This is a genomic window from Nocardioides hungaricus (assembly GCF_054782915.1).
In genome coordinates this window covers 11,041-24,713 of record NZ_BAAGRO010000015.1, presented here as the reverse complement: position 1 = coordinate 24,713, position 13,673 = coordinate 11,041, and the positions used below count along the sequence as shown (strand labels likewise).

Genomic DNA, 13,673 nt, shown 5'->3' with positions numbered 1-13,673 from the left:
GCCCGTCAGGCCCCCTGTTGCGCCAGCCGCGTGTTGGTGAGGACCACCTGCTCCGCCGACCTGGCCAGCAGGGTTTCGGCCTGCGCCGACGTCAGCCGGTCGCACGCGAACGACCAGTGGATCGCCGCCCAGTCGCCCTCGGTGAACTCGGCCATCGCGCCGTCTGCGGTACGCCACGCCACGCGTTCGTGACGCGGCTCGCCGATCCGCAGCAGCCCGTCGTGGTGCAAGGTGTCGACCTCCACCAGCATCGAGTCTTCATCGACGTCCAGCACGCGACCGGCGCGGATCCGGCATGAGTCCAGGACGTGCAGCGGCTCAGGCAGTCCGGTTGAGAGCAGCCGCGTCCAGGGATATACGCCGAGGACGTGGAAGGCGTGAGTGGGCCGCACCTCCGGCAACAGCTCGGCACGCAGATGGGACCAGTAGTGCCCCGCCTGTGCGGCGAACCGGTCGATCAACAACTCACCGAGACGCTGGTCGTCCACCTGGTCGGTGACGTCCGACCCGGTCCAGTAGGCCCGGCCGACCGCCTCGGAGAGCGGGTCGAGACCCACGAACTCGCCGATCAGCACCTGATAGGGCCAGACCCCCGAGAACTGCGTGGCTGTGCGCCGTACCCCACCTGGCTCGACCGGCCGGCCGCAGGCCGAGCGCTGGAGGACGGCCGCGGCCGAGGGACCGCAGTAGCCCAGGGCGTTGGGCGCGTGCGCGTAGCGGGCGAACAGCCGCTCGCCTTCGACGTCGTGGTCCGAGGTCTCGCTCACAGCTCGGCGCGCTCACCCACCATGATGGCCGTGTCGCGGTGCAGTCGGCCGAAGTTGTAGTACGCCGCGCAGGCGCCCTCCGGCGAGACCATGCAGGTCCCGATCGGGGTCTCGGGGGTGCACGCGGTGCCGAAGACCTTGCACTCCCATGGCTTGATGACGCCCTTGAGGACTTCCCCGCACTGGCAGGCCTTTGGGTCGGCGACCCGGATGCCCGGCATCGAGAATCGCTCCTCGGCGTCCCAGTCGGCGTAGTCGCGGTGGACCTTGAGGGCGCTTTGTGAGATGAAGCCGAGACCACGCCACTCGAAGTGGGGACGCAGCTCCATGGTCTCGCCGAGCAGCTTGAGTGCCTGCGGATTGCCCTCGGCTCGGACGATGCGGGAGTACTGGTTCTCGACCTCGCATCGGCCCTCGTCCATCTGCTTGAGCAACATGTGGACCGACTGAAGGATGTCGAGTGGTTCGAAGCCGGCTACCACCATCGGCTTGCCGTAGACCTCGTTGACGAACCGGTAGGGCCTGGTGCCGACCACGGTGGAGACGTGACCGGGCCCGAGGAAGCCGGAGAGCCGCAGGTCGGGCGAATCGAGGATGGCCTTGATCGGCGGGACGATCGTGACGTGGTTGGCGAACACGGAGAAGTTGGTGACTCCCAACTGCTTCGCGCGCACCAGGGTGACCGCGGTGGAGGGCGCCGTCGTCTCGAACCCGACGGCGAAGAACACGACGTGCTTGGTCGGGTTCTCCATCGCGATCTTCAGCGCGTCGAGCGGGGAATAGACGAAGCGACAGTCCGCGCCGCGCGCCTTGGCGTCGAGCAAGGAGCCCGTCGACCCGGGCACACGCATCATGTCGCCGAAGGTCGTGAAGATGACACCTTCTTGCTGGGCGAGCCAGATCGCATCGTCGATGCGTCCCATCGGGATGACACAGACCGGGCAGCCGGGCCCGTGCACCAGTTCGATGTTGTCCGGAAGGATGTGCTCGAGGCCGTGTCGATAGATGGTGTGGGTGTGTCCGCCACACACCTCCATGAACTTGTATTCGTCCTCGGTGGCCAGCTGGGTGATCTTTCTGACCAGAGCGCGCGCAGCGGCCGGGTCTCGGAACTCGTCGACGAACTTCATCTCGCGTCTCCTACAGGCTCGTGGAGCTGAACTGCTCCAGTTCGTTGTCGTACTCGCTGCCCATCTTCTGGAGCTGCGCGAGGGTGATCGCCGCTTCTTCCTCGTCGATCCTGGCCATGGCGAACCCGACGTGCACCAGCACCCAGTCGCCGTCCTTGAGGCCGGTGTCGGCCAGCAGTCGGACGCTGATGGTTCGCCGTACTCCCGACACGTCGACCTTTGCCAGGTAGTTCTCCGCGTCGACCGTCTCGACGACCTGTCCCGGGATTCCCAGACACATGGCTCTTCCTCTCGATCAACAATGGGGGGCATCAGCTAGGGGTCAACAGATTCGGGGCAACGGGTCGCCGACGAGCATGTCGACGATTCGGCTTCCGCCGAACGGGGTGCGCAGCGCCACGATCCCCGGGGGATCGGCCACCACCTCCGCGATGATGTCGGCGTCATGCCCCAGCGGGTGCGCACGAAGGGCCGCCAGCGCGGCCGCCGACTCCTCGACTGGCACCACCGCGACGAACTTTCCTTCGTTGGCGACATAGAGCGGATCGATGCCGAGCAGGTCACACGCGCCGTTGACGATTGGTCGGACCGGGAGCCGCGCCTCTTCGATGATCACCCCGACGTTGGCGGACTTCGCCAACTCGTTGAGCACTGTGCCGACCCCACCGCGGGTAGCGTCGCGCATCCAGCGAGTGCCCGGTGCGGCCGCGAGCAGTTCGCTCACGATGCCGCCGAGGGCCGCGGTGTCGGAGGAGATGTCGGCCTCGATGTTGAGCTCGCCGCGCGCGAGCATCACCGCCATCCCGTGGTCGCCCATCGTGCCGGAGACCAGGACTCGGTCGGTGGGCGCGACGCGCTCGGGTCCGAGCACTCGATCGGCCGGGACGATGCCGATGCCGGCGGTGTTGATGAAGAGGCGGTCGGCGGCGCCCCTGGGTACCACCTTGGTGTCACCAGTCACGATCTCGACGCCGGCAAGTGCCGCTGCCTCGGTCATGTCGGCGACGATCTCGCGCAGCACCTCGATGGACAGTCCCTCCTCGATCACGAAGCCGGCCGAGAGCCACTTCGGATTCGCGCCCGAGACTGCCAGATCGTTGACCGTGCCGTGCACGGCGAGGTGGCCGATGGACCCGCCGGGGAACTGGATCGGCTGGACCACGTAGGAGTCGGTGGAGAAGGCGAGACGTTCACCACTCGGCAGGGTTAGTCCGGCCGAGTCGCCGAGGGCGGCGAGGGTGGGGTTGCCGAAGGCTTCCAGGAAGACGGCGTCGGTCAGCGCCGCCGACGACTTGCCGCCGGCGCCGTGGGCCAGCGTGATGACGTCCTCGAGCAACCGGGGCCGACGTTGCCGGAAGGCCTCGATCCGGGAGAGCACCTGCAGCTCACGCGGCGTCTGGGCGCGTGGTGTGACCGTCATCGGCTGACCTCTTCTCGCGTAGGCGGTTCCGCGGCAGCGGCTGGCGCCGAACGGCGCACGGCGCGCCACTCCCGCATGGTCTCCTGCGCAACGGACCACAGCCGGTGGCCGATCATCGCGTGCGACTCCTGGATCCGGTGGATGGATTGGGAGTCGACGGTGAAGCAGTAGTCGAGTTCGTCACTGGCCTGCATCTGCCCGCCGTCGTACCCGGCGAAGCCGATCGTCAGCAGGCCGAGTTTGCGGGCCTCTGCCAGACCGCGGAGCAGGTCGTCGGAGTTGCCGCTCGTGGACAGGGCGATCGCGACGTCGCCGGGGGTGGAATGGGCGATGATCTGCCGGCTGAAGATCAGCTCGAAGCCGACGTCGTTGCCCAGGGCGGTGACGACCGCCTGATCGTCTGTGAGCGACCACGCCGCCACCGGTCGCCCGGCAGGCGGGTTGCAGAAGAGACCCGCTAGGGTCGCGGCATCAGTCGAGGAACCGCCGTTGCCGAACGTGTAGAGCCGACCGCCGGCGATGAATCGCTCGCCCATGGCGCGCCCAGCGGCCACGATGTCGGGCTCCATCCGCGCGAGGGAGGATCGTTGCAAGTCACGGGAGATCGCCGCCTTGTCGCGCGCCGAGGAAGCGAGGTCGGCGAGCAGGGCCTGCGGATCATTCTCGTCGGCCTCGATGAAGGGATAGAGGAAGCCGGTGCTGTCGTCCGTCATGAAGGCTCCACCTTGGTCAGGGCCATGCCGGCATGGATGAGGATCAGGTCGCCCGGAGCGACGTCGCCAACCAGGCTCACGTCGACGTCCTCCTCACCGGTGGCAGTACGTACGGCGGCGGGCTCTGTCGGCTCGGAGGGCGCCTCGAGGACCTCGGCGAGGCGGCCCTCGTCCGAGCAGGTCACGCAGACCTCCTCGGTGCACTCCTCGTCCTCGGCGGTGAGCAATCCCGGGTGCTCGAAGCAGACGTGGGTGAGTTCCCAGAGCAGGTGGTACATCAGCACGAAGCGCCCCGTCGCCGGGACCATCGGATCGTCGGAGGCAACCCAGAGCACGTGGTCGGCGGCGCCGTCCGGTGGTCGCTGGCCGAAGCCGACCCAGATCGTGGAGACCCCCCACGCGGGCGCCCGCTGCATAAGGCTAAGTGCGGTGGGGTCATCGGCGGCCGCCACCGCGATCACGACGTCGCCGGCCCGCACGGCGACTCGGGTCTGAGCCACCGGGTCAGCGCCCACGAGGGCCACCGACGGAAGCGCACGCTTGCCCATGATCACCGGGTGCACGAACTCCACGGCGACGTGGTGGGCGTGTGGCTCCCACTGCGGGCTGACCACCCACAAGGTGGCGCCACGGTGGAAGGCCCGGGCCAGCGACAACGAGGCCTGGGCGAGGTCCTGGGAGAGGTCGGCGCCGATCAGCTCGTCGGCGATCTGGTCACGCACGGTCTGAGCAGTCATGCCGTTCCCTCCAGCAGTCCGACCTCGCGCATCACCGCGACAGTCTTGCGGGCCTCTGCCTCGTCGAGCCGGGTGAGCGCGAAGCCAGCATGCACGATGGTCCAGTCGCCGACGGCGAGGTCAGGCAGGTAGTTGAGCCGGATCACTCGTTCCTCGCCGACGAAGTCGGCACGGGCGAGCAACGCGCCCTGTGGGTCGGTCCACCGTTCCCGGATCTGGCCGGGCACTCCGAGGCACATCAGATCTTCTCCTTCATCGCGATAGTCGAGGTCTTCAAGATCGGCCTGGTCGTCGGTGTCCCGGCCAGCATCGCGGTGGCCACCGCGGCCTGGCCGAGCGCCAGGCCACCGTCGTTGGGTGGCACTTCGCGGTGCGTGAGGACCTCGAAGCCGGAGGCCTCAAGGCGTCGCGTGACGGCGTCGGCGAGCAGTCGGTTGCAGAACACGCCTCCGGTGAGTCCGATCGTCTCGGTCCCGGCGGCGGCCGCCTGGACGCTGGCGAGAGTGACGGTCGCGTCGGCGAGCGCGTGGTGGAACAGCAGCGCCGAGCGGCCGACGTCGACGCGAGCATTGGGCCGACACAACGCCCGTACCAGCGGTTCGGGATCGAGGAAGGGGATCCCGCCGGCCGGGTTACGCATTGGCAGCCACGCCGGGGCCACCGGCTCGTCACCCGCGGAGTTCCGCTGAGTGACGCGAGCGGCCATTTCGAGCTCGATCGCGGCCTGTGCCTCATAGGTGACTCGGCCGCGGATGCCCAGCAGCGCCGCCGCAACGTCGAAGAGCCGGCCTACCGAGCTGGTGGTAACCCAACCGGTGCCGTGCTCAAGGAGGCCGGGCAGGACCTGTCGCTCCTCCGGGGTGAGCTCGAGGGGGAGGTCGTCGAGCGACCCGCCTGCGGCGAGGACTGCAAGAGCGGCCGTGCGGAGGGGGTTGCGGACGCCAGCGTCCCCGCCGGGGAGGCGTACGGCGCCGAGGTGGCCGACCCGCTCAGCGGACGCGCCGGAATGACCGAGGACGAGGAACTCACCACCCCACACAGTGTGGTCGCAGCCGTAGCCGGTGCCGTCAAAGACGACGCCAAGAATCGTGTGGTCCAGACGGCCGTGTTCGGCCGCCAGCGCGGCGAGGTGCGCGTGGTGGTGCTGGACCTCGACAACCGGAACGTCGAGCTCCTCGGCCCGGCGTCGTCCCCAGGCCGACGAGGCGTAGGCCGGGTGCGGGTCGACGGCGACGGCCTCGGGGGTGGCCCGGTGGAAGCGCAGCATCGTTGCCGTCGCCGCGTCATGGACGCGTTGGGCCTCGAGCGAGCCGAGGTCGCCCACGTGTGCGGAGAGGAAGGCCTGGCCGTCGCGCGTCAGGGAGAACGTGTTCTTGATCTCGGCCCCGGCGGCCAGCACGACCGCATCGCCGGGCAGTGCCACTGGCAAGGGAGCGTAGCCGCGCGAACGTCGAACCGGCACCGGGCCGCGAGGGCCCACCGCGACGACGGAGTCCTCGCAGGGCACCACGATCTCCCGGTTGTGGGTGAGGAACAGGTCGGCGATCCCGGCGAGGCGATCGAGCGCGTCGGCATCGGTGAAGGCGATCGGCTCGCCGGAGGCGTTGCCCGACGTCATAACCAGCACGCTCGGCGCGCCGGGCGCTCCCTCAGGCAGATCGGCGAAGAGCAGGTGGTGCAACGGGGTGTAGGGCAGCATCACGCCGAGCTCGTCGTATCCGGGCGCCACACAGTCGGCCACCGGCGCTGCGGGATGGGCGGGCAGCAGGACGATTGGGCGTGCCGCTGACGTCAGGAGAGCCTCGCCGCCACGGACGTCGACCAGGGTGGCCGCGGTCTCGAGGTCGCGGGCCATCAGCGCGAAGGGCTGGTCGGGGCGGTGCTTGCGGCCCCGGAGCACCTCGACGGCGGTGCAGGAGGTGGCGTCGCAGGCGAGGTGATAGCCGCCGATCCCCTTGATGGCCACGATCGCCCCGCCGCGAAGGGACGCCACGGCGGCGCGCAGCGCTCCTTCGGTGTCGGTGGCCAGCTCTGTGCCGTCGGGCGAGCGCAGGACGAGCCGCGGGCCGCAGTCGTGGCAGCCGATGGGCTGGGCATGGTGGCGGCGGTCCCGCGGATCGGCGTACTCCCCAGCGCACTGTGCGCACAGCGGGAACGGTGCCATCGAGGTCTGTGGCCGGTCGTAGGGCAGGTCGCGGGTGATCGTGAAGCGCGGACCACAGTTGGTGCAGGTGATGAAGGGGTGCCGGTGCCGGCGATCCCCGGGGTCGACCAGCTCGCTCAGGCAGTCGTCGCAGACCGCCGCGTCCGGCGCGACCAGCGTGCGGGCGCCGACCGAGGCGGAGGAGGTCTCGATGGTGAAGCCGACCTCGCCGGTGGGACTCACGGGTGCTGCGTCGACCGAGGCGATGCGCGCCATCGGCGGCGCCTGGCCGACGAGCCGGATCAGGAAGTCGTCGACCCGCTCCGGCGGGCCCTCGACCTCGATGATGACGCTGGTCGCGTCGTTGCGGCAGTGTCCGACTAGGCCGAGCTCCTCGGCGAGTCGGGCGACGTGCGGCCGGAAGCCGACGCCCTGGACGACGCCTCGGACCACCACCCGTTGCCTAACATTCGTCTCGGTCCAGCTCCTCAGCGACGTCATGGCCGCTCCCAGATGGCGATGCGGTTGTTGCCGCTGTCGGCGACCAGCAGCAGGTCTGGAGCATCCCCGCCGCCCGGGTGCCAGTGCACGCCGTACGGCCAGCACAGTGTGTCGGCCGCGACCTGCTCCCAGCGGTTCTCCCCGTTGGCTGCGAAGGTCGGCTGCCCCAGCACGGCATCGGGTGCGGCGTCGTGAGTGGCCTCGACCGAGCCGTAGATCAGCACCCGGTTGTTGGCCGTGTCGGCGACCGCCATAGCCCCACTGGGTGTCGTCGAGACGGCGTAGGGGAAGCGGAAGCGCCCCGCCTGCGAGACGTAGGGGAACTCCATCGAGGCGGTCATGTCGAGTTGGCCGAGCACGGCATCGGCCGGGCAGTCAGTCTCCGGGTGCCGAGCCCAACGCAGCAGGCGGTGGTTGCCGGCGTCGGCGACGACGATCCCGTCGCCCGCGGCGGCGATGTCGTGGGGCCATCGGAAGGAGTCGGCGCCGGCTTCATCGCCACGGTTCTCCTCGCGGTCGGCGGGTCCGGGCTGTCCCAGGACCACGTCCGCGGGCCGGTCCGTGGTGGGGACGCCATCGCGCCACACCAGGACCCGGCGGTTGCCGGTGTCGGCGACGTAGAAGCGGCCGCCGATGACCGCGATCCCGAACGGCCAGTAGAACGACGCTGCGTCCGCCTCACCGCCACGGTTGGCTTCGACGTGGTGGGCGTCGACCTGCCCGAGCACGCGGTCGGGCGGCGTCCCGGTCACGGTCGGGACGGTGTCCCACATCAGGATGCGGTGGTGCCACGCGTCCGCGACGACTAGACGCCCCTCGTGGACCAGCACCCCGGTGGGCAGCTGCATCCCGACGGCCGGGCCGAGGCCGCCGGCGGCCGGGCCCTCCGTGTGCTCGTCGGGCTGGCCCAGCACGACATCGGCCGGCACCCCGTCGCTGGTGGGGACGCCGTGCCAGATCATCACGCGATGGTTGCCGGTGTCGGCAGCGACCACGATCTGCCCGTCGGTCCAGGCCGCCCGGGGCGCGTAGAGCTGGCCGGCAGCCGGTGCCGCCGCCGGCAGTTGCAGGCCGCCAGGGGAGTCGGCGCCCAGGATCGCGCGTGGTCGCCAGCCGCCGTACGACGCGGGCGCGGCCTCGTCGAGGCCGCCGAACCCGTGCCCCGGCAGCACTCCGGTGTGAACGGAGCCAGTTGCGATCACCTGAACCCGCACGCGTCAGCCCCCGAGGTCTCCGCTGGCGCGGACCCAGACCTGGCCGTGCTCGAGACGCAGCGGCAATTGTTGGAGCTGCGCGCCGGGCATCGACATGCACTCGCCGTTGCTGGAGTCGTAGCAGAAGCCGTGACCGGCGCACGTGATCGTGCCCTCTTCGGCATCCACGAGCGCGTCGTCGAGACGGCGCCCCATGTGGGCGCACTCGTTGATGAAGGCCGCCATCTGCCCGGCGGCGTTGACCACGATCACCTCGAGTGAGGGTGCGTCGCGCGGAGTCAGGGTCACCGCACAGACCTCGCCGACACCGACGGTCCCGACGGCAACCGCTGATGACCAGCCAGCTTCCTCGAGCGCACGCTCGGCCCGGGCGAGGTCCTCGGCAGCTTGGTCGGGTGAGCCCACCGTGATCGAACTCAAGGGGATCAAGGTCGGCGACGGGTCGTTCGGCAGCACCTCGACCGAGGTGAGACCGGGTACGCCCTCGACCAGTGCGGCCTCGACCCCGTTGCGCATCGTGACCGATGCCATCGAGCAGCCGTTGCAGGCACCCTGGAGCTTCACGAACGCCGTGCTCCCCTCGATCCGGTCGAGCTCGACGCCTCCCCCGTGGGACGCCAGGCCGGGGCGGACCGAGTCGAGCACCCGGCGAGCCTGGGTCATCGCGTCAGGTCGGACGATCCCGTGCATGGTGAGGGCCATCAAGACGTCAGGCTCGTCCACCAGCTCGAAGAGCAGCTCCTTGCCGCGCGGGTCGTCCCGCAGCCGACGTACGACCGTGGTCAACGCCTGCTTGTGCAGGGCGTTGAGCGCGTCCAGGGCGTCGGTGATGACGGCGCGCGAGTCCGGCTCGAGGCCGGACAGCCCGCCCATCGCCTCGTCGAGCGCGGCCGCAAGCTGCTCGATCGATCGATCGGCGACATCGTGGACCGGCTGTGCCTGGGTGCTCATGGCCGGTCCTGACCAGGGCGAAGCACGGTGACCTTGGGCTTCGGCGGTGTCACCGCGTCGACGCCCAGCGCCGCGGCCTGCGCGCGGACCCCCATGCCCGAGGTGAACGTCTCCGGCTGCGGCATCCGGCCGAGCTGCTCGGCCCGCCGGGCCATGTCCGTGAGAGAATCGTCGGGGTCCTCGACCCCAGACCTCGCGATTTCGTCGAGCACACCGCGGACGGCCAGCGCCGAAGCGTGGTCGAGCTGGGTCTCAAAGAGGTAGCGAGCTTCGACCAGTTTCGCCTTGGCCTGGTCGAAGATGCCCAAGTGAGCCAGCACGTTTCCCTGGTTGGCGAGCAGCCGGGCAAGGGCCGACGGGTCCGACTGGCGGATGCCGCTCGCCAGGATCTCCTCGTAGAGCTCGACCGCCTCGACGAGGTTGTCGCCTTGGTGGGTGGACGGGGTGTAGACCAGCGCGTTGGCGAGGTTGAGGGTCGCCGTCGACCACAACTCTGGCGCTGCATCGGAGGTGAACACCCGACGACACGCGCGCAGCGCCTGGGTCGCGACACCGAGTCGCAGCTGGTCCGAAGCCGTGGTCATCGGGGTCGCCAGGTGGGCGGTGGCCAGGTCGAGCTGCAGGCCGGCCCACAACTCGGGCGCCGACTCCTCGGTCACGAGCTGGAGCGCGTCGTAGTAGCAGCGCATCGCCTCGTGGAGCAGGGTCCGCGGGTCGCCCCGGCCGCTGGCGGCGTCCTCGTGGGACAGGCTGCCGAGGTGGTGCAGGAGCTCGGCGCGCGACTCGCGTAGGTCGCTGCTGCCGTCGAGGAGCGTGGTCGCCTCGGTCAGTGCGGCCCTGGCCTCCTCACGGTGCCCGGCCTCGCGCAGCAGCGTGCCGTGGTGCCCGCGCAGGACTCCCGCGAGTGCCGCAGCCGGAGCAGCAGCCTGTGCGGCCCGGTCGAGCAGGTCGAGGGCGGTACGGCCGTTGCCGGCCTCCAAATGCTCAGTGGCCAGAGCTGCCCACACGAGCGCCTTGACCTCATCGGCGGCCACCGCAGGCGGAAAGGCCGGCAGCTCACCTTGACCGGTCGTGTAAGCGACCACGTCGACCAAGGGGGCCAGCTCGGGGGGAAGACCGGCGCGGATAACGGCCGGGTCGGCCGACTCGGGATCGAGCACCCAGCGGTTGTAGGCGCTGATGGGGTCGTCGCCCCAACAGACGTCCGAGGCGGCGACCGGCTCCCCGGTATGTGCCAGTTCGTGGGTTCGGAGCTCCTTGGGCCAGACTGTGGGCAGGACTCCCGCCGCGAGGTCTGCCCGCACGTCGGCGTACCCCTCGACGAGCAGCAGCCCCTGGGGGAAGGCAAAGGCGCCCAGACCCCAGACCGTCGCCGTGTCAGCCGTGCCTGTCATCGTTGTCCTCCACCGGCGCGCGACGCCGGGCTGCTGTTCGGCGGATCACGTCGGCCGCCAGGTTCGCGTGCGCCGGCGATCTGTGGGTCGAGACGGCTCGTCGCTCGAGTCCCTGGTCGCTGATGACCACGAGGTAGACCGTCCACTGGCCGGACTCCCGGATCACCTCTGTCGTCACCTCGAGTCCCATGGCGGTCCTCCTCTCCGGAGTCGTCACCGGCCAGCTGCACGGAGAGCACGCCCTTCGCGTCGTCCCAGCTCGCCGAGAACCGGCCCGCCACCGGTCGAAAGCCCAGCACCTCGTGGATGAGGACGGTCCGGTCGCCTGCGGCGTTGCGTTGGCGGAGGACCAGGCCCCCGTTGGCGGCGCCGATGAGTGGGATCAGCTCGAGGACCGCACCGTCGAAGCTGGCGACGCACACGTCGGCCGGGAACCGGGCGTTCGCGAGCTCGGCCCCCAGGTGGAGGTAGCCGTCGTCGGTGATCTCGACGGTCGAGGTTCCTGACCGGGGGTAGAAGTCGCGGTCGATGAGTCTGATCACCTGGTGCATGGCCTCGTCCACCTCACGGGTGAGTGGCGCCCCGAAGTCGATGGTGGCGACCTCGACCAGGAACACGGTGATGTCAGTGGGTCGCTCCGGACCGAGCAGCCACTCGGAGAACGCCAGCGCGTGGTCCCACCTGAAGTTGTGAGTGTGCAGCCCGTCGATCGGCGGCAGCTCCTCGAGCTCGGCCGCCGGCACCTGGTAGATGGTGCCCGCCTCGGCGCCGGTGTGTGCCGCGTCGACGATCACCACCCGCCGGGCGCCGCGCATGCCGAAGGCGACGTCCATCCCCGACGTACCGCCGTCCACGATGCGTACGCCGTCGGGCACCCCCCGGGTGAACAGCGTCCGGATCAGGACGGGCCCGACGGCGTCGTCACCGCGCAGGATGTTGCCGCAGCCGATGACCAGCAGGTCGCAGGCCTCCGGCGCGAACCCGTCATCGAGGAGGGCGTGCGGAGGTGGGGCCGGGTGGGTCGTCCCGGCCCCGGGACCGGGACCGGGCTCAGACCATGCCATTGATCACGAACTTGTTCAGTTCCTTGCCGGTCTTGCCGTCGTAGGCATGCACGGTGCAGACCAGACAGGAGTCGAAGGAGCGGGCGACGTGCCCGAGCTCCACGGGGTCGGACATGTCCTTGACCGGCGTGCCGACCAGAGCGGCCTCGATGGGTCCGTTGGTCCCCTCGGAGTCTCGCGGCCCGATGTTCCATGCCGTCGGAGTGACGACCTGATAGTTCGCGATCTTGCCGTCCTCGAGCACGATCCAGTCGGCCAGCGCGCCGCGGGCCGCCTCGGTGGCACCGAAGCCCTTGCCCGAGGAGGGCTCTTCGGGCTTGGTGTAGAACGACCCGTGCAGGTCGATCTCGCTGAGCCACTCCATCACCCAGCTCAGATACTTCGGCGCCTCGTGCATGCGGGCCATCTGACGAGTGAACACCGACGGGCCGAGCTTCTCCAACATGTCCACGAACAAGGGGTCGTCGTCCTGGTGCGCGGCCGCGCCCGGAGCACCAGCCGCGATCCGCCGCGCCAGCGGACCGGCTTCGAGCGGGATCCGGCCGAGGTCCGGCACGTCGTAGCGCGGCGACTTGGCCCAGGAGTACTTGCCGTCCTTGCGACCCTGCAGCGGGTCGATCGGGTTGGTCTCGCCCTCCCACGGGTGTAGTGGCCGGTCGCCCGTGAAGAAGGAGTGGGTGACGTCCTCGGTGACCCGCAGGTGGTCGAAGTCGTGCCACCGGCCGTCCGCATAGACACCCGAGCGACCCCGCAGTGCGTCGTTGCGGGCGTCAACCGTGGGGTTCTCGTACATCGACGGCTCGAGGTAGGTCCCGGTGGCGAGGAAGTTGCCGCAACCGGCGCCGTACTTGTCCAGGCCGACGTCCAGGGCGTAACGGATGAAGAAGCCACAGTCCGAGTTGTACTGCGACTCGTTCTCCTCGACCCACGCCTGCATGTCGTCCCAGGTCTTGATCTCCATCCACCGTTCGATGGAGCAGCCGAGCCACTCCTTCTCCAGCCAGTTGTCCTTCCAGTGGTGGAGGATCGCGGTAGCGCGCGTGATGTCGGAGAGGTTCGGCGCACTCATCACACCGCCCGGAACCATGAACGAGCTGTGCGGCCACTGACCACCGAAGATCGCGTAGACCTCGACCGGCTTGCCGGAGAGGACCACGCCCTTCTGGTAGGCGGTTCCGACGTACGGCGCAAAACGGCGTACCGCCTCGTCGTACAGGGGCGAGTTGGCGTAGTTCTTGTTCACCAGGTCGACTGCGAAGAGCGCGTAGAAGTAGCGGGGAATCGACTGGAGCGTCTCGCAGGCCTGCGCAATGTTGCGGATCAACGTGGCGTTCTGCGGGACGTGCGTGGCCCACGCCGTGTCGAGGGCGTAGCAGGCCTTGTACAGATGGGAGCCGCCGCAGATGCCGCAGATGCGGGGCGTCACGATGAGTCCGGCCTGCGGGTCCTTGCCGCGCAGGATGATCTCGAAGCCGCGGAACATGGCGGCCTCGGTCCACGCGGAGGTGACCACGCCATCCTGGATCGTGACCCGCACATCCAGGTCGCCCTCGACGCGGCCCATCGGGCTGACGAAGAGGTCGATGGAGTCGGCACCAGCAACCGGGTTGTCAACTGCAGTCATGGGTTCCTCGTTCCT

General features: G+C 69.5%; 13 protein-coding genes. All 13 read right to left on the bottom strand.

The features are described 5' to 3' along the window. Positions 1–5: 5 nt before the first annotated feature. The 13 genes from ACYVKX_RS04945 to ACYVKX_RS04885 are packed head-to-tail and all read right to left on the bottom strand — an operon-like array spanning position 6 to position 13,658. Entirely contained in the window at positions 6–767 is a 762-nt protein-coding gene (locus tag ACYVKX_RS04945) for a DUF6390 family protein (RefSeq protein WP_460829518.1), read from the bottom strand. Then, a complete protein-coding gene (hypD, locus tag ACYVKX_RS04940) occupies positions 764–1,897 on the bottom strand; it encodes a hydrogenase formation protein HypD (protein ID WP_460829517.1) in 1,134 nt (377 codons plus the stop codon). Before hypD ends, ACYVKX_RS04945 begins: the two co-directional genes overlap by 4 nt. Positions 1,898–1,907: 10 nt before the next feature. Further along, positions 1,908–2,177, bottom strand: coding sequence for a HypC/HybG/HupF family hydrogenase formation chaperone (locus tag ACYVKX_RS04935; RefSeq protein ID WP_460829515.1), 270 nt, complete (start codon positions 2,175–2,177; stop codon positions 1,908–1,910). Between the two features lie 42 nt (positions 2,178–2,219). Continuing rightward, complete coding sequence (gene hypE / locus ACYVKX_RS04930; RefSeq protein ID WP_460829514.1) at positions 2,220–3,317, bottom strand: hydrogenase expression/formation protein HypE; 1,098 nt, start codon at positions 3,315–3,317, stop codon at positions 2,220–2,222. After that, positions 3,314–4,030 (bottom strand): D-sedoheptulose-7-phosphate isomerase, encoded by a 717-nt coding sequence (locus ACYVKX_RS04925; protein WP_460829513.1) that lies wholly within the window; start codon positions 4,028–4,030, stop codon positions 3,314–3,316. Before ACYVKX_RS04925 ends, hypE begins: the two co-directional genes overlap by 4 nt. Then, positions 4,027–4,767, bottom strand: a complete 741-nt coding sequence (locus ACYVKX_RS04920) for a HypC/HybG/HupF family hydrogenase formation chaperone (RefSeq protein ID WP_460829512.1) — start codon at positions 4,765–4,767, stop codon at positions 4,027–4,029. The genes ACYVKX_RS04925 and ACYVKX_RS04920 overlap by 4 nt, the downstream gene beginning before the upstream one ends. After that, positions 4,764–5,006 (bottom strand): HypC/HybG/HupF family hydrogenase formation chaperone, encoded by a 243-nt coding sequence (locus ACYVKX_RS04915; RefSeq protein WP_460829511.1) that lies wholly within the window; start codon positions 5,004–5,006, stop codon positions 4,764–4,766. Before ACYVKX_RS04915 ends, ACYVKX_RS04920 begins: the two co-directional genes overlap by 4 nt. Then, positions 5,006–7,411, bottom strand: coding sequence for a carbamoyltransferase HypF (hypF, locus tag ACYVKX_RS04910; protein WP_460829510.1), 2,406 nt, complete (start codon positions 7,409–7,411; stop codon positions 5,006–5,008). The genes ACYVKX_RS04915 and hypF overlap by 1 nt, the downstream gene beginning before the upstream one ends. Next, positions 7,408–8,613, bottom strand: a complete 1,206-nt coding sequence (locus ACYVKX_RS04905) for an NHL repeat-containing protein (protein ID WP_460829507.1) — start codon at positions 8,611–8,613, stop codon at positions 7,408–7,410. Before ACYVKX_RS04905 ends, hypF begins: the two co-directional genes overlap by 4 nt. 15 nt (positions 8,614–8,628) lie before the next feature. Further along, positions 8,629–9,576 (bottom strand): NifU family protein, encoded by a 948-nt coding sequence (locus ACYVKX_RS04900; protein WP_460829506.1) that lies wholly within the window; start codon positions 9,574–9,576, stop codon positions 8,629–8,631. After that, complete coding sequence (locus ACYVKX_RS04895) at positions 9,573–10,970, bottom strand: hypothetical protein (RefSeq protein WP_460829505.1); 1,398 nt, start codon at positions 10,968–10,970, stop codon at positions 9,573–9,575. Before ACYVKX_RS04895 ends, ACYVKX_RS04900 begins: the two co-directional genes overlap by 4 nt. Beyond that, positions 10,967–12,034: a hydrogenase maturation protease gene (locus tag ACYVKX_RS04890; RefSeq protein ID WP_460829504.1), complete on the bottom strand. Its 1,068-nt coding sequence runs from the start codon at positions 12,032–12,034 to the stop codon at positions 10,967–10,969. The genes ACYVKX_RS04895 and ACYVKX_RS04890 overlap by 4 nt, the downstream gene beginning before the upstream one ends. Then, positions 12,021–13,658 (bottom strand): nickel-dependent hydrogenase large subunit, encoded by a 1,638-nt coding sequence (locus ACYVKX_RS04885; protein WP_010834800.1) that lies wholly within the window; start codon positions 13,656–13,658, stop codon positions 12,021–12,023. Before ACYVKX_RS04885 ends, ACYVKX_RS04890 begins: the two co-directional genes overlap by 14 nt. Positions 13,659–13,673: the final 15 nt, after the last annotated feature.